At 32.7% G+C, this 17,032-nt stretch carries 12 protein-coding genes and 2 pseudogenes; 13 read left to right on the top strand and 1 reads right to left on the bottom strand.

All coding sequences use genetic code 11. The annotated features are described in order from the left end of the window. Nucleotides 1-767 precede the first annotated feature (767 nt). Nucleotides 768-1,760 (top strand): hypothetical protein, encoded by a 993-nt coding sequence (locus ACY191_RS10020; protein WP_229367151.1) that lies wholly within the window; start codon nt 768-770, stop codon nt 1,758-1,760. A gap of 113 nt (nt 1,761-1,873) precedes the next feature. Here ACY191_RS10020 and ACY191_RS10015 read toward each other — a convergent pair whose 3' ends face one another. After that, entirely contained in the window at nt 1,874-2,743 is an 870-nt protein-coding gene (locus ACY191_RS10015; RefSeq protein WP_042738841.1) for an HTH domain-containing protein, read from the bottom strand. 444 nt (nt 2,744-3,187) lie between these two features. Here ACY191_RS10015 and rbfA point away from each other — a divergent pair, with 444 nt between their 5' ends. The 12 genes and pseudogenes from rbfA (at nt 3,188) to ymfI (ending at nt 16,926) form a co-directional block, all read left to right on the top strand. Next, the gene (gene rbfA, locus ACY191_RS10010; RefSeq protein WP_042738840.1) at nt 3,188-3,535 is read left to right on the top strand and encodes a 30S ribosome-binding factor RbfA; all 348 of its coding nucleotides are present in this window, start codon (nt 3,188-3,190) and stop codon (nt 3,533-3,535) included. A gap of 123 nt (nt 3,536-3,658) precedes the next feature. After that, nucleotides 3,659-4,576, top strand: coding sequence for a tRNA pseudouridine(55) synthase TruB (gene truB, locus ACY191_RS10005; protein WP_229367152.1), 918 nt, complete (start codon nt 3,659-3,661; stop codon nt 4,574-4,576). Nucleotides 4,577-4,588: 12 nt separating this feature from the next. Next, a complete protein-coding gene (locus ACY191_RS10000) occupies nt 4,589-5,560 on the top strand; it encodes a bifunctional riboflavin kinase/FAD synthetase (protein WP_107512627.1) in 972 nt (323 codons plus the stop codon). 104 nt (nt 5,561-5,664) lie between these two features. Then, entirely contained in the window at nt 5,665-5,934 is a 270-nt protein-coding gene (gene rpsO, locus ACY191_RS09995) for a 30S ribosomal protein S15 (RefSeq protein WP_042738837.1), read from the top strand. A 151-nt stretch (nt 5,935-6,085) separates the two neighbouring features. Next, nucleotides 6,086-8,191, top strand: a complete 2,106-nt coding sequence (pnp, locus tag ACY191_RS09990; protein ID WP_229367153.1) for a polyribonucleotide nucleotidyltransferase — start codon at nt 6,086-6,088, stop codon at nt 8,189-8,191. A gap of 319 nt (nt 8,192-8,510) precedes the next feature. Continuing rightward, nucleotides 8,511-10,184 carry a ribonuclease J2 gene (rnjB, locus tag ACY191_RS09985; protein ID WP_042738835.1) on the top strand — a complete coding sequence of 558 codons (1,674 nt, stop codon included), beginning with the start codon at nt 8,511-8,513 and terminating at the stop codon, nt 10,182-10,184. A 302-nt stretch (nt 10,185-10,486) separates the two neighbouring features. Continuing rightward, nucleotides 10,487-11,356 (top strand): annotated as a pseudogene (locus ACY191_RS09980) (DNA translocase FtsK 4TM domain-containing protein); the annotation flags it as partial. 105 nt (nt 11,357-11,461) lie between these two features. Beyond that, nucleotides 11,462-12,916, top strand: a pseudogene (locus ACY191_RS09975) (DNA translocase FtsK); the annotation flags it as partial. Between the two features lie 2 nt (nt 12,917-12,918). Then, nucleotides 12,919-13,632 carry a GntR family transcriptional regulator gene (locus ACY191_RS09970; protein WP_042738833.1) on the top strand — a complete coding sequence of 238 codons (714 nt, stop codon included), beginning with the start codon at nt 12,919-12,921 and terminating at the stop codon, nt 13,630-13,632. Between the two features lie 10 nt (nt 13,633-13,642). Then, a complete protein-coding gene (yfmF, locus tag ACY191_RS09965; RefSeq protein ID WP_107641901.1) occupies nt 13,643-14,935 on the top strand; it encodes an EF-P 5-aminopentanol modification-associated protein YfmF in 1,293 nt (430 codons plus the stop codon). Further along, nucleotides 14,932-16,218 carry an EF-P 5-aminopentanol modification-associated protein YfmH gene (gene yfmH, locus ACY191_RS09960; protein WP_107512623.1) on the top strand — a complete coding sequence of 429 codons (1,287 nt, stop codon included), beginning with the start codon at nt 14,932-14,934 and terminating at the stop codon, nt 16,216-16,218. Before yfmF ends, yfmH begins: the two co-directional genes overlap by 4 nt. A 3-nt stretch (nt 16,219-16,221) precedes the next feature. Continuing rightward, complete coding sequence (gene ymfI, locus ACY191_RS09955) at nt 16,222-16,926, top strand: elongation factor P 5-aminopentanone reductase (protein WP_107527218.1); 705 nt, start codon at nt 16,222-16,224, stop codon at nt 16,924-16,926. Nucleotides 16,927-17,032 lie beyond the last annotated feature (106 nt).

The following is a 17,032-nucleotide window of genomic DNA, read 5'->3' as shown; positions in this document are numbered from 1 at the left end:
ATTGTCAAATGATCTTTTTCTAGCTGCAAAACTCACTTTACTGTACTAAAGATATAACTAGATGATATAATTATATTTATTATAAAATTTATTTAGTAAAAATTATAAAATCATTTATTTATTAACGGTTTTTATTTCGGAATTCATGTAATAACTATTAATTAATAATATGAGCTATACCTTTCATGGATATCACAAAAGGTATAATACACTTATAAAATTACTATGAATAAAAATAAATGATTTAATCATTAGTTTTACGGAAGACGATTTTTCTATCTCAAATAAGTTAACCTTCAAAGAATCTGCATTTTAAATTTCTTTAATCATTCTTAAATTTATTTTATTATCTGTATTATTCTTCAAAAGTTTCTATCTTTAACAATATTGAATCACTTTATTAATATTACTCATTTATACTTCCTATATTAATTAATCAAAATACAAGTCACATTATTTTTAGCACATCATATTTCGGCATTGTTACTGGAGATGCATATGAAGTTTTCTAAATAATATTAATAATAAACCAGACCATTTTTATAGCAAAGTAAGTATATATATAATGAATATTTATAAACTATATTGATTAGGAAAATTATAGTTAGAGATGATTGAAAAATAAAGATATGATAAAATATTAATCGTTTTCGTATTAATAGGCAAAGATTAGTTAATTTATATATAGAAAATTTACTTTTTTTATAAGACGGACACTTACTGTCCAGTTACTTATTTATAATACTATTAAGAGGAGGTTATACCATATGAGCAGATATTTAAATGAAATCAATGAATTTTGGCAACAATATTTAGAACAATATGATGCCGTGTATGATGACCATACGTTAAATCAAATTATCGAAAATAATGATCGAACAGCCTTCATACATCCACAAGATTTATTATATTTAAAGCAGCATTTCGGTGAAGATTTTGCTGAAATACCAAGGTTCAAAAAGATGATAGACTTTGCAAATGGTATAATTTCAATTAATAAAGATAGAAGAAAAGTAATTTCGAATGAAAATTTAATTAATCCGGCGATGGCCAGACCATTTTTCGGCAATCCTGAGAAAGCAGATATCGTTATATTAAAAAAGCATCCTGAAAAAGATTTTAATAGTTATAATACTAATCTTTCTAATGATACGGCTATAGAATATAGAAAGCGTATTGTCTTAGATATCCAAGGTAAGTTAACGTTCAATAATGAAAAACTATTCCTACCTTATATTGATAAGCATAGATGGTTTGTAAAATTTCTATACAGTAATTCGTCTATGTTGAAGCAATTTAATATTGACCCGAACAGAGTCATGGTATTGAATTTCTTTCCTTATCAAGCTGGCCATAGTGCAGGTATACCACGTGATTTTTTAACATTAAACCATATATTACCGTCTCAAAGGGAAAATTTTAATTTGCTGTTGAAAATGATAGAGGATAGTAAAGAGAGAATATATATTTGCAGTGAAGAAGAATTATTTATTTCTATTTTCAAAAACTTTACTGATGAAAAACTTTGTACTTATATCAAGGAAAACTTATTTGTTTTGGCATCTAAACAAAATAGAAGAATAACGACAGGTAATCTATTAAGCTATAAAGAGCATAAATTGCGCTTACGTAAAAAAGAAGAACTCACCAAGCCTGAATACTATAGATGGAATAGACAACAAAAAGAAGCACGTGAAGGTGGGGCGTCAGATTTTAATAAACGTATTCGCAATTTACAACGCACACTACAACAACAATAACTTGAAGTATATACCCCTAATGTTGGATGAAAATGCTAACTCTTAGGGGTTTCATTTTTGTTAAAAAAATAAAAAAGTGGTCAGAATGTTAATTAGGACAGATTGCTTGAAAATTAATGGTATTTATTGAATAGCTGTTTTAATTTAGTTTTGAAGGCATCAACATAAATTTGAGGTTTTAAAATAGTTATTTCACTGGCATATTTATAAGCAAGTTGTAAACATTCTTGTTGTGAAATTATAATGTTAGCAATGACGCCATTTTCAACATTTTGTGTATGTGCCACTATAAATTGTTTATGTATCTCATTCCAAATAGAAGTACTAAAGTGCAGTTTGACAGGTTCTATTTTATTAATAATATCTAAATGGAATTGATCATTTAAAGGAGTAACGTCTCTAACATTAGCTAAATTCACACAGGTGATTTCTCCGTGATAATAATAAGTAAACCAATGATGTCTATCATAATAGCGTGTATAAATGGGTATGACCTTTATTTGCTGTTGATTATTGATTGATAAAGAAATAAATTCATAGTTTTCAATAGCAATTTGAATTTTGAAAATGAGTTGAGATTCAACTTTTACTTTGTTGAGTTTAAATTGATTTAATAATTTATTAGAAAGCATTTTTTCAGCCATATTAATGTTGGCATTTAACCCTCTAATTAGGTTATAAGTATCTTCATGAATGATAGGTGTCAATGTTTTCATTCTAAACACTAGATTTAATAATCGATTACTTTCAAATTTATATTTATCAATTTTTAAACGGTGTTGTTCGATGTTTTTATCATAAATAATCGTACCACCTAAACCTTGCCATTCAGCATCTTCATATATAAAGTGATTTAAATCACTGATATCTCGTTGGATGGTACGTAAATTAACATTTAATGCCTCTGCTAGCGCTTCTTTATTTAATGTTTTGCCATTTAAAAAACGTGTGTAGATATATAATAAACGTTCAGGTTTTTCCAAATTGCACGCTCCTAATAATTTTTGTAATAAGCATTTAAAATGTTCATTAGTTTTACATTATACCATTTGTTATATATAATGCGTAACACTTTTTTATTATAAATTTATTATGTAAAAGGCAAGCTACTCTGTAACAAAAAGTGATATAAAATAAACACTTAGGCATAAAAACTAAACGTTCAGGCAATATAAAATGTAACAAATAACATTTTATTTCATATTCGTTTCAAAAATTAACAGTTAGGAATAAAAAACATGCCTAACTGTTAAAATAATTTCGCACTTTATAATTCCGCGCAACTTAAATTGATATGTGTTATTTGTCAATCTGAATTTATAAAGTGATAATATTTGTTTGACGTTATGAAATAAACTATCATATAATCGCTAAGTAAGGATGACGCCAATTACAAAATAAACAAACCGTTGTGAGGTGAAATGAATATGAATATGAGAGCAGAACGTGTCGGAGAGCAAATGAAACAAGAGATAATGGATATTGCTAACAACAAAGTCAAAGATCCAAGAATTGGGTTTTTAACTATAACTGATGTGCAATTAACAAATGATTTATCTATTGCAACTGTATATCTTACGGTGCTTGGTAGCAAACGTGAAATCGACGATACATTCAAAGGACTAGAAAAAGCTAAAGGCTTTATAAAATCTGAATTAGGATCACGAATGCGATTACGAATTGTTCCAGAGTTAAACTTTGAATACGATGAGTCGATTGATTATGGTAATAAAATAGAGAGAATGATTCAAGACTTGCATAAAAAAGATAAATAGTAAATACTACTGAAGCAAAATTGAAATGTAATTTTGTTTCAGTTTTTTTATGCTCTACAAAAAGCTGTTACATGTTAGAATATATGATGATTGTATTATGTAATATTGAAGGTGGCGAAATAAATGTATAACGGTATTTTACCTGTTTATAAAGAGCGTGGTTTAACAAGTCACGATGTCGTATTTAAATTAAGGAAAATATTAAAGACAAAAAAAGTAGGTCATACTGGAACATTAGACCCGGAAGTAGATGGGGTATTACCAGTATGTATCGGCAATGCGACAAAGGTCAGTGACTATATTATGGATATGGGAAAATCATATCAAGCAACAGTGTATCTTGGTAAAAGTACAACAACAGAAGATCAAACAGGTGAAACATTAGCGGTTGCTGAGGTTACAACTTCTGATATTAATACAAGTATAATAGATGACGTATTACAGCGATTTCATGGTGAAATTAAGCAAATTCCACCTATGTATTCTTCTGTCAAAGTTAATGGTAAGAAGTTATACGAATATGCCCGTAAAAATATTGAAGTTGAAAGACCAGAACGTACAGTGAATATTAAGGATATACAGCGTACTTCGGATTTGACCTTTGACCAAGATGGATGTCAATTTGATATCTTTGTGACTTGTGGGAAAGGTACATATATTAGAACGCTTGCGACTGATATTGGAAAGGAAGTCAATATACCAGCACATATGTCTCAATTGACTAGAGTTGATAGTGGTGGCTTTGCATTAAAAGATAGTTATAAATTGCATGAAATTGCTCAATTAGTTGAGCAAGAGACGTTACAAGCTAAATTATTTCCTATAGAATATGGGTTAAAAGGTTTACAGCAAATTGTTATTACTGAAGCTGCTATGCAACAGAAGATTTTGAATGGTCAAAAATTTAATAAGCGACTATTTGATGTAGAAATAGCGAATCAGGTTGCAATGATTAATGCGACTGATAAAAAGGTATTAGCAATTTATGAACCACATCCTGAAAAGCAAGATGAAATAAAACCTAAAAAGGTCTTTAACTAAAGGAGAATAGACATGAAAGTGATTGAAGTAGCACATCCAATTCAAGAAAAACAATATATACAAGAAGATGTTGCAATGGCTTTTGGCTTTTTTGATGGCATGCATAAGGGACATGCAAAGGTCTTCGATACATTATCACAAATAGCTGAAGAGAAAAATTTGAAAAAGGCTGTAATGACATTTGACCCTCATCCATCAGTTGTACTTAATCCAGAGTTAAAACGTACAGATTATTTAACACCAATTCAAGATAAAGTTGAAATTCTTGAAACATTTGGTATAGATTACTGTATCGTAATTAATTTTTCATCAAAATTCGCAGATGTTACTGCCGAATCCTTTATAGAAGATTATATTATCAAAAATCATGTTAAAGAAGTTGTTGCCGGATTTGATTTTACTTTTGGTAAATTTGGAAAAGGGAATATGTTAATTTTAGATGAAATGTCAGAATTTAATACAACCACTGTGAGTAAACAAGAAATTGAATCTGAGAAAATTTCCACAACAGCAATTCGCAAGGCTTTAAAATCCGGTGATTTACAAAAAGCAAATGAAGAATTAGGCTATCGTTTTCGAATTAAAGGGACAGTCGTACAAGGTGAAAAGCGTGGTAGAACAATTGGGTTCCCAACTGCTAATGTTCAACCGAGTGATGATTACGTCTTGCCTAAAAATGGTGTCTATGCAGTAAGCATGGAAATTGGGTCGGATCATAAAGTATATCGTGGTGTAGCCAATGTAGGCGTTAAACCTACATTTCATGATCCATCTGTAGCACAAGTGGTTATTGAAGTTAACATCTTTGATTTCAACGATGATATATACGGAGAAAGAGTAACTGTATTTTGGCATCATTTTTTACGCCCTGAGATCAAATTTGATGGTATCGATCCTCTTGTGGAACAGATGAACAAAGATAAAGAAAAAGCGAAATACTTATTAGCGGTTGATTTTGGAGACGATATATCATATAATATTTAAGTCTAATGTGTAGAGCACATTAAAGCACCTTTATCTTGGCTAGTTCGAAACTCCGACGATTAGCTCGGATTGAGGCGTATAACAATAAAAGGAGGAAATTGACAATGGCAATTTCACAAGAAAGAAAAAATGAATTAATTAAAGAATACCGCACACACGAAGCTGACACTGGTTCACCAGAAGTTCAAATCGCTGTATTAACTGCGGAAATTAGTGCATTAAACGATCACTTACGTACACACAAAAAAGACCACCATTCACGTCGTGGTTTATTAAAAATGGTAGGTCGTCGTAGACACTTACTTAACTATTTACGTAACAAAGATATTCAACGTTACCGTGAATTAATTAAATCATTAGGTATCCGTCGTTAATCTTTTGACGTTTATTGATAGGGAAAGAACCTTAAAGGTCCTTTCCCTTTTTTATAATTAATATAATGATAATCTAAAATAAGATACTAATATTAAATTTATAGTAGAAATGATATGATAGACTTATTAGAAATATGAGAGGAGATTCGTAATGTCTCAAGAGAAAAAAGTTTTCAAGACTGAGTGGGCTAATCGTTCTTTAACGATTGAAACAGGACAACTTGCCAAACAAGCGAATGGCGCAGTGCTTGTTCGTTATGGCGATACTGTAGTACTTTCTACAGCAGTAGCATCAAAGGAACCACGTGATGGTGACTTCTTCCCACTTATGGTAAATTATGAAGAAAAAATGTATGCAGCAGGTAAAATACCAGGTGGATTTAAGAAACGTGAGGGTCGTCCAAGTGATGAAGCTACACTAACAGCACGTTTGATCGATAGACCGATACGTCCATTATTTCCGAAAGGTTATAAATATGATGTGCAAATTATGAATACTGTATTAAGTGCGGATCCAGATTGTTCACCTGAAATGGCTGCAATGATAGGTTCATCAATGGCATTAAGTGTATCTGACATTCCTTTCCAAGGACCTATCGCAGGTGTCAACGTAGGCTATATTGATGGAGAATACATTATTAATCCAACAGTTGAACAAAAGGAAATCTCTAGATTAGATTTAGAAGTTGCTGGTCATAAAGATGCAGTAAACATGGTTGAAGCGGGCGCGAGCGAAATAACTGAAGAAGAAATGTTAGAAGCAATCTTCTTTGGTCACAAGGAGATCCAACGTCTAGTTGATTTCCAACAAGAAATCGTTAATCATATTCAACCTGAAAAGAAAACATTTGTACCTGTTGAAAAAGATGAATCACTCATCGAACAAGTAAAACAATTAACTGAGGCTAACGGATTGAAGGATACTGTGTTAACTTTTGATAAGCAGCAACGTGACATCAATTTAGATGCATTGAAAGAAAAAGTTGCAAGTGAATTTATCGATGAAGCAGATCCAGAGAATGAAACATTAATTAAAGAAGTATACAGTATTTTGAATGATCTTGTAAAAGAAGAAGTAAGACGTTTGATTGCTGACGAAAAAATTCGTCCAGATGGTCGTAAAACGGATGAAATTAGACCGCTTGATTCAGAGGTTGGTTTATTGCCAAGAACGCACGGTTCAGGTCTATTTACAAGAGGTCAAACTCAAGCGTTATCTGTCGTTACATTAGGTTCATTAAGTGAATATCAAATACTTGATGGTTTAGGAGAAGAAGAACAAAAACGCTTTATGCACCACTATAACTTCCCTAACTATTCAGTTGGTGAAACAGGTCCTGTTCGTTCTCCAGGACGTCGTGAAATTGGTCACGGTGCATTAGGTGAACGTGCATTAAGTCACATTATACCTGATACACAAGATTTCCCATATACAGTACGTGTGGTAAGTGAAGTGTTAGAATCAAATGGTTCTTCTTCACAAGCTTCAATTTGTGGGTCAACGCTTGCATTAATGGATGCTGGTGTACCAATCAAAGCGCCGGTAGCTGGTATTGCTATGGGACTTGTAACTCGTGAAGATAGTTATACTATTTTGACAGATATCCAAGGTATGGAAGATGCTTTAGGCGATATGGACTTTAAAGTTGCAGGAACTGCTGAAGGTATTACGGCTATTCAAATGGACATTAAAATTGATGGTTTAACTAAAGAAATTATTCAAGAAGCATTGGCACAAGCAAAAGAAGGTCGCTTAGCAATCTTGGATCATATGCTACAAACTATTGACACACCACGCAATGAGTTAAGCATGTATGCACCTAAAGTGGTTACAATGCAAATTAAGCCAGAAAAAATCAGAGATGTCATCGGTCCTGGTGGTAAGAAGATCAATGAAATCATCGATGCAACAGGAGTAAAACTTGATATTGAACAAGATGGCTCAATCGTCATCGGTGCTGTAGATAAAGAAGCAATCGACAAAGCACGTAGTATTATTGAAGATATTACACGTGAAGCTGAAGTTGGCCAAGTCTATGACGGCAAAGTTAAGCGTATTGAAAAATATGGTGCGTTTGTAGAATTGTTCCCTGGTAAAGATGCATTAGTTCATATTTCTCAAATTGCGAATGAACGTATCGATAAAGTGGAAGATGTCTTGAAAGTTGGAGACACATTTAAAATTAAAGTAACAGAAATTGATAAGCAAGGTCGTGTCAATGCTTCACATAAAGCATTGTTATCAGAAGAATCTTAAGCTTAAATATTAGCATGATTTTGAAACTAGTTGTGATTAGGAATATAGTTGACGGGAAATCCGTTTGATTATGTTTCTAATCAATAAAGCTGGTTTCTTTTTTTTTAGCGAAAGAATGACATCACAACATGTCTAATTAAATTGTACTATGTCATAAAATCTGTAGGTACACGTTACTCAAAATGATATCAGTTGATATATTCTAGTTAGTGTTAAAGCATGTAAACCTTACTTTAATAGTGTACATCAAGCTTGTTTTAACTTATAATAAATTATGAGTTTATATATGGTCGGGGATATTCAAATAGGAGGTAACATTTTGAGTTTAATAAAGAAAAATAATAATAACATTCGTATTATTCCTCTTGGCGGAGTCGGAGAAATAGCGAAAAATATGTATATCGTTGAAGTAGACGATGAGATGTTTATGTTAGATGCAGGATTGATGTTCCCAGAGGATGAAATGCTGGGCGTAGATATAGTAATTCCTGACATTCAATACGTAATTGAAAATAAAGACAAGTTGAAAGGGATCTTCTTAACACATGGACATGAGCATGCGATTGGTGCAGTTACATATGTGCTTGAACAAGTTGATGCACCTGTATACGGTTCGAAGTTAACGATCGGCTTAGTCAAAGAGAATATGAAGGCAAGAAATGTCAACAAGAAAGTTAGATATTACACTGTAAACAATGAATCTATCATGCGTTTCAAAGGTGTAAACATAACGTTTTTCAACACGACACACAGTATCCCAGATAGTTTAGGCGTTTGTATTCATACATCATACGGTGCAATTGTTTATACGGGTGAATTTAAATTCGACCAAAGTTTACACGGACATTATGCACCAGACTTAAAGAAAATGACGGAAATTGGAGAATCAGGTGTATTTGCATTGATTAGTGATTCTACTGAAGCTGAGAAGCCAGGTTATAATACGCCTGAAAATGTAATTGAATCTCATATGTATGATGCATTTACTAAAGTTAAAGGGCGTTTAATTGTTTCGTGTTATGCATCAAACTTTATTAGAATTCAACAAGTGTTGAACATTGCAAGCAAATTAAATAGAAAGGTTTCTTTCTTGGGACGTTCTCTAGAAAGTTCATTTAATATTGCACGTAAAATGGGTTATTTCGATATACCTAAAGACTTATTAATACCTATTAATGAAGTTGAAAACTACCCTAAAAACGAAGTGATTATAATTGCTACTGGTATGCAAGGTGAACCTGTGGAAGCATTAAATCAAATGGCATTGAAGAAGCATAAAATAATGAATATTGAACCAGGAGATTCAGTGTTCTTGGCAATTACGGCATCTGCAAATATGGAAGTCATTGTAGGAAATACACTTAATGAATTAGTGCGAGCTGGTGCAGAAATTATTCCAAATAATAAAAAGATACATGCATCAAGTCATGGATGTATGGAAGAATTAAAAATGATGATTAACATTATGAAACCAGAGTATTTCTTACCAGTTAATGGCGAGTTTAAAATGCAAATTGCACATGCTAAATTAGCTAATGAGGCAGGCGTTCAACCTGAAAAGATTTTCTTAGTTGAAAAAGGCGATGTTGTTAACTTCAATGGTGAAGAAATGATTCTAAATGAAAAAGTCAATTCTGGTAATGTATTGATTGACGGAATTGGTGTCGGTGATGTAGGTAATATCGTGTTACGTGACCGTCATCTCTTAGCTGAAGATGGTATCTTTATCGCTGTAGTAACACTTGATCCTAAGAATAGACGAATTGCAGCTGGTCCTGAAATCCAATCTCGAGGCTTTGTTTATGTGCGAGAAAGCGAAGCGCTATTGAATGAAGCTGAAGAAAAAGTAAGAGAGATTGTAGAATTAGGTTTACAAGAGAAAAGAATAGAATGGTCTGATATCAAACAAAACATGAGAGACCAAATTAGTAAACTGTTATTCGAAAATACAAAACGTCGTCCAATGATTATTCCAGTTATTTCTGAAATTTAATAGAATTGAACAAAACAAAGAGGTTAAGACAAACGCTTAGGTTAACATTTTAAAAGTCGATTGCTGTCATTAGTTGTGATTTAATATGAATCCATGATTAATAAGACGCAACCTTTAAAGCTAGCAGAAGCGGAATAAGTCTTTGCCTCTTTTGTGTTATCATATTGATGTAATAAGTTAATGTTTTGAGTTATAGAATGGAGAAAAGGTACTGTTAGATATGTATGAGTTTTAAAGTAATACATATCATATTCAAACTTACATAAATAGACGAAATTAGAGTTGAAAAGAAGGTGTGAAATTTGGCACAAACGAAAAAGAGAACGACAACTAAGAAAAAATCAACAAATACTAGAAATAATAAAAGTCGCCAGAAAAAGAAACAGACAGATAGTCCGTTAAGATATATTTTAGCTATTGCAATCTTTATATTAGTAGGATTAGGAGCCTTTCAATTAGGTATTGTAGGAACGATGATAGACAGTTTCTTTAATTATTTATTTGGAACTAGTCGATTTCTTACTTATATATTAGTATTAATTGCTACGGTGTATATGACATATTATAAAGCATTACCTAAAACTAGAAGAACAGTAGGCGCTGTAGTGTTACAATTCGCCTTGCTATTCTTAATGCACATCATTTTTTATTTTACAAATCACACTAAGGCGCAACGAGAGCCAGTATTATCGTTTGTATATAAATCATATGAACATACACATTTCCCTAATTTTGGGGGAGGGTTAATTGGTCATTATTTATTAGCATTATTTAACCCATTAATTTCAATAGTCGGCGTGATAATCATTACATTATTACTTATTGCTTCAAGTATTATTTTATTGTTAAAGCAAAAGCACAGAGATGTTTCTAAAATGATGTTTGAACAATTGAAAAGTAAAAGTAAAGACGCATCTGCCAATATGCATGAAAAAAGAAAACAAAATAAAATTAAAAAAGACGCAAAAGCTAGAGTGAAAGCAGAAAGAAAAGCTGAGCAAGAAAAACAGTTGGAGTTAGAAGAACCAATGAAAGACGTAAGTAACTTCCCTGAAGTACAAGATTCAGAGTCAGCATCGAATCAAGCAGATATTCCAATCTATGGTCATAGTGAAAGTGATGAAACAAGTACATTGAGCAGAACGAAGAAACGCTCAAAACGTGTATTTGATCAAGATAATAATCAAAGTGATCAATCAGGAGTACAGAACTCAGAAAATCAATCACATGAAGATGTTCATTCGGATCATGAAAGTGACCATGATAATACTTCGGACAATAGCGGTTCGATTTCTGAAGCAGGAGAAGTAGAAAATGAAGCATATAAAATACCACCATTAACATTGTTGAATCAACCTGCAAAGCAACAATCAACTTCAAAAGCGGAAGTACAGAAAAAAGGTCAATTACTAGAAACAACATTGAAAAACTTTGGAGTTGATGCTAGAGTCACTCAAATCAAGATTGGGCCAGCAGTAACACAATACGAAATTCAGCCAGCTCAAGGTGTAAAGGTAAGTAAAATCGTTAATTTGCATAATGATATTGCCCTTGCATTAGCAGCAAAGGATGTACGTATTGAAGCCCCTATACCTGGACGTTCTGCTGTGGGTATTGAGGTTCCTAATGATAAGATTTCACTTGTATCTCTAAAAGAAGTATTAGATGAAAAATTCCCTGCCAAAAACAAATTGGAAGTTGGATTAGGAAGAGATATTTCTGGAAGTCCGATAACAGTTGAATTAAATAAAATGCCACATTTATTAGTTGCAGGTTCGACAGGTAGTGGTAAATCAGTATGTATCAATGGCATTATTACAAGTATCTTACTTAACGCGAAACCCCACGAAGTAAAACTTATGTTAATTGATCCAAAAATGGTAGAATTAAATGTATATAATGGCATACCACATCTATTAATTCCAGTAGTTACTAATCCTCATAAGGCATCTCAAGCATTAGAAAAGGTTGTGGCTGAAATGGAACGTCGTTACGATTTATTCCAGCACAGTTCAACAAGAAATATTGAAGGCTATAATGAAATGATTCGTAAACAGAATAAAGAATTAGATGAAAAGCAGTCAGAGTTGCCATATATTGTCGTTATAGTAGATGAATTAGCGGATTTAATGATGGTAGCAGGTAAAGAAGTGGAAAATGCAATTCAACGTATCACACAGATGGCCCGTGCTGCTGGTATACATCTAATTATTGCGACTCAACGTCCTTCGGTTGATGTCATCACAGGGTTGATCAAGAATAATATACCAACTCGAATTGCATTTGCAGTGAGCTCACAAACCGATTCAAGAACGATTATTGATAGTGGCGGTGCTGACAAACTTCTTGGAAAAGGGGATATGTTATATGTAGCCAATGGTGGGTCAACGAGAACACGTGTACAAGGTGCTTTCTTAAGTGATCAAGAAGTACAAGAAGTCGTTAACTATGTTGTAGAACAACAAAAGGCGAATTATGTTAAAGAAATGGAACCTGATGCGCCAGTGGATAAAGCTGATATGAAGAGTGAGGATGCACTTTACGATGAAGCATATTTATTCGTTTTAGAACAACAAAAGGCAAGTACATCGTTACTACAGAGACAGTTTAGAATCGGATATAACAGAGCTTCTAGATTGATGGATGATTTAGAGCGTAATCAAGTAATCGGACCACAAAAAGGTAGTAAACCTAGACAAATTCTTGTGGATTTAGATAGTGATGAGGTGTAAATATGGAACTTACTTCAGTTTATAAAGTCAAAGAATGGTTAATACAGCAAATTAAATCAGGTGATTTTCAATATGGTGAGCAGTTACCAAGTCACCTTGCTATAGCAAGAAAGCTAAATGTGAAAACAGACGATGTTTATGATGCTATTGATGAACTCATTACTGAACAAGTGTTATCAAATAATTTAGAGGAAGGTGCGAGTGTTAAATCACAGCACCCATTCCTTTATCCATTAGGTGAGTTAGTTAGTATCAGTAAAATGATTCGAGCAAAAGGTTATGAACCTGGAACAGAATTCATTAGTTTTGATGAAAAGCCTTCAACTTCGTTAGATGCGACAACTTTAAATTTACCTGAAAAGGATTATGTCACAATCATCGAACGTATTCGAACGGCAGATAAACAACCAGTTGTTTACTGTTTAGACAAGGTGCCGACACGACTACTAACATGTGCTCAATATCAAAATAGTAATGAGTCATTATTAGAAGCCATCGAACTCAATTCATCGACAAAGATAGCATATGCTGAAACAGAAATAGAGTCGATAAGTTATGAACCGCATATTTCGGATGTATTAGATGCATCACCACATGAAGGTTTAATGTTATTAAAGCTCGTGCACTATGATCAAGATGAAAAACCAATATTTTATTCTTTTAATTATTTCAAAAGTAGTTTAGTTAAATTCAAAACGGTTAGAAATAGATTATAATAACAAAATTATGAAAGTGAGGCATGACAATTTGAATAAAAACACACGACAAAATGATTTACATATCAAAGTAATGCCAACGTCTAAATTTAAGACAACCACCATTACGTTAAAGTTTATGGCACCACTAGATAATGAAACCATGACAGCAAGGTCAGTACTAAGTAAATTATTAGTGAGAGCAACTAAAAAATGGCCGACGGATAAAGACTTTAATCGTCATTTGTCTAATTTATATGGTGCATATGTTAATAGTTTCGTTACAAAATTTAAAGATAAACATGTAATTACCATATCTTTAGAACTCGTAAATGAACGTTACTTAAAGGATCAAACACCTCTTTTTGAAAAGGGATTACAACTACTAAAGGAAATTGTTTGGAATCCTCTCGTAAATGACAATCAGTTCAATGAGAACTTTGTAGCACAAGAAAAAACATTATTAGCCAAGAAATTAGAAGCTATGGTCGATAATAAATCACAGATATCATTTTTAAATTTATTAAAGCATATGTTTGGAGATCACCCATACAGACATCTTGCAACTGGTCAAGTTTCATATATTAACAACATAACACCGGAAACCTTATACCATACATATCAATCTATGTTATCTGACGACTTTTGTGCCGTTTATGTAGTCGGTAATGTGGATGAAACAACAGTAAAATCTCAAATAGACACATATTTTAATATTCAAACAGTACCATTTGAACTTACTACTGTGACACCAATGTTAACGAATCATGAGTTGCCTCAGACAATCCTTGAAGAAGATGACGTAGACCAAGCTAAGTTAAATATGGGCTTTAAACTGCCAACAGTATATGGAGAAGCAGATTATTTTGCAGTGGTTGTATTTAACATTATGTTTGGAGGCGACCCTTCTTCAGTACTTTTCAATGAAGTCCGTGAAAAACAAAGTTTAGCGTATTCGATTCATTCTCAAATTGATGGTAAAAATGGATATATGTTTGTATTAAGTGGTGTTTCGAGTGATAAATATGAAGTTGCAAAAGATACCATTATTGAAGAATTTAATAAAATCCAAGCAGGTCAATTTGATGATAGTAAATTGGCATTAGCCAAAAAGGTTATCGTTTCACAAAGACAAGAGTCACAAGATAGAGCAAAGAGTATTATTGAGATTTTAAATAATAATATTTTATTAAATGAGGATTTAACCGAAGATATGTATATTGAAGGAATAGAGCATGTTACAAGAGAAGATGTCATCAAGGTTGCACAAGCAACAGTGCTCGATACGATATATATATTGACGAAAGGAGGTAGTGAATCGTGAAGGAAACATACTATGATCAAATAGATGAGCGGGTCTTTGAAGCAGAATTAGAAAATGGTTTGAAGGTATTTATTATTCCAAAAGCAGGATTCCAAAAGACCTTTGTCACATATACTACTCAATTTGGATCGTTAGATAATAAGTTTAAGCCTCATGGCAGTGATACATATGTAACAGTACCAGACGGTGTGGCGCACTTTTTAGAACATAAATTATTTGAAAATGAAGAAGAAGATTTGTTTACTGCATTTGCAGAAGATAATGCACAAGTTAATGCCTTTACGAGTTTCGACCGTACAAGTTACTTGTTTAGTGCGACTGATAACGTGGATCGCAATATTAAACGATTATTGACTATGGTAGAGACACCTTACTTTACAAAGGAAACTGTTGATAAGGAAAAAGGCATTATTGCTGAAGAAATTAAAATGTATCAAGAACAGCCAGGATATAAATTAATGTTTAACACGCTAAAAGCAATGTATCAAACACATCCAATTCGTGTCGATATTGCAGGTAGTGTTGAAAGTATTTATCAAATTACTAAAGATGATTTATATCTTTGCTATGAAACATTTTATCATCCGTCAAATATGGTGCTATTCGTTGTTGGAGATGTAGATCCTGAGCATATTTATCGTGTCGTAGCTGAACATGAGGATATGAGAGATAAAGAGTATCAACCTGAAATAGTGAGAGATCCTCTGATTGAACAAGAGAAAGTAAGTGAATCGGTTGTAACTGAGACAATGAAATTACAATCACCACGACTAATGCTTGGATTTAAAAATAAGGTTCCACAGAATGAACCATCAGAGACATACGTACGTCGTGACCTTGAAATGACACTCTTTTTCGAGATGGTATTCGGTGAAGAGACAGATTTTTATCAAACGTTACTCAATCAAGATTTAATTGACGAGACATTTGGATATCAATTTGTACTTGAACCTACATACAGTTTCTCTATCGTGACAAGTGCAACACAAAAACCAGATGAATTAAAAGCATTATTACTTACCGAATTAGAGCATAAGTTAGGTAATATTGAGGATAATGATGCATTTGAATTATTGAAGAAACAATTTATAGGAGAATTTATTTCAGGATTAAATTCTCCAGAGTATATAGCAAATCAATATACAAAACTTCACTTTGAAGGTGTCAGTCTATTTGATTTATTAGACATAGTAGAAAGTATTACTTTGGAAAGTGTGAATGAAACAGCGAAGACTTGTCTGAATCTAGAACAGATGGTCGACAGTCGACTGGAGATGAAATAATACATGAAAGCATTAGTGATTGGTGGCTCTGGGTCAATTGGTACAGCGATTACTGAACGCCTATTGTCTGATGGCTATGAAGTTATTGTTCACTACAATCAAGCTGATTTATCATCATTACAAGAGCACTATCAAGGACAAGCAGTACAATTTGTACAATGTGATTTAAGTAAAGTAGACAATTTAGATGAATATTTTTATTTTGTTCAAAATTTAGACTGTTTGATATACACCAGTGGGCAAGCTTTATACGGTATGTTACAAGATATGACAGATGCGATGATTGATGAAAGTTATACGTTACATCTTCGTCAACTCATGCGTATTTGTCGATACTTTATTGATCAATTGAGACAAAGTATAAACGGTCGCATTGTTGTAGTCTCATCCATTTGGGGTGAAACTGGTGCGAGTTTAGAATCGGTTTATTCCGCAATGAAAGCTGGACAAATCGGTTTTGTTAAAGCGCTGAGTCAAGAATTGGCCTTAAGCACTGTTACAGTTAATGCGATTGCACCTGGCTTTGTCAGTGGGCGCATGACACAAGTATTTGATGATGATACATTAACAGAAATGGTTGAATCATTGCCACAACAGCGTTTGATTGACCCTCAAGAAATTGCGCATACATGTAGTTATCTTTGTCATCCTTATGCCAAGAGCATCACGGGTACTGTTCAAAAAGTTAATGGAGCTTGGTATTTATAAATTTAAATACTGTTGAAAAAACAATCCAACTCATGTACATTCAGTGCTATAATGTGATTACAATAAATGATAAAGTAACAAATGAATAGCTCTATATTTATAATAA

It is taken from the genome of Staphylococcus sp. TCBT05, from assembly GCF_055179755.1.
This window is presented reverse-complemented; position numbering and strand designations above follow the sequence as displayed.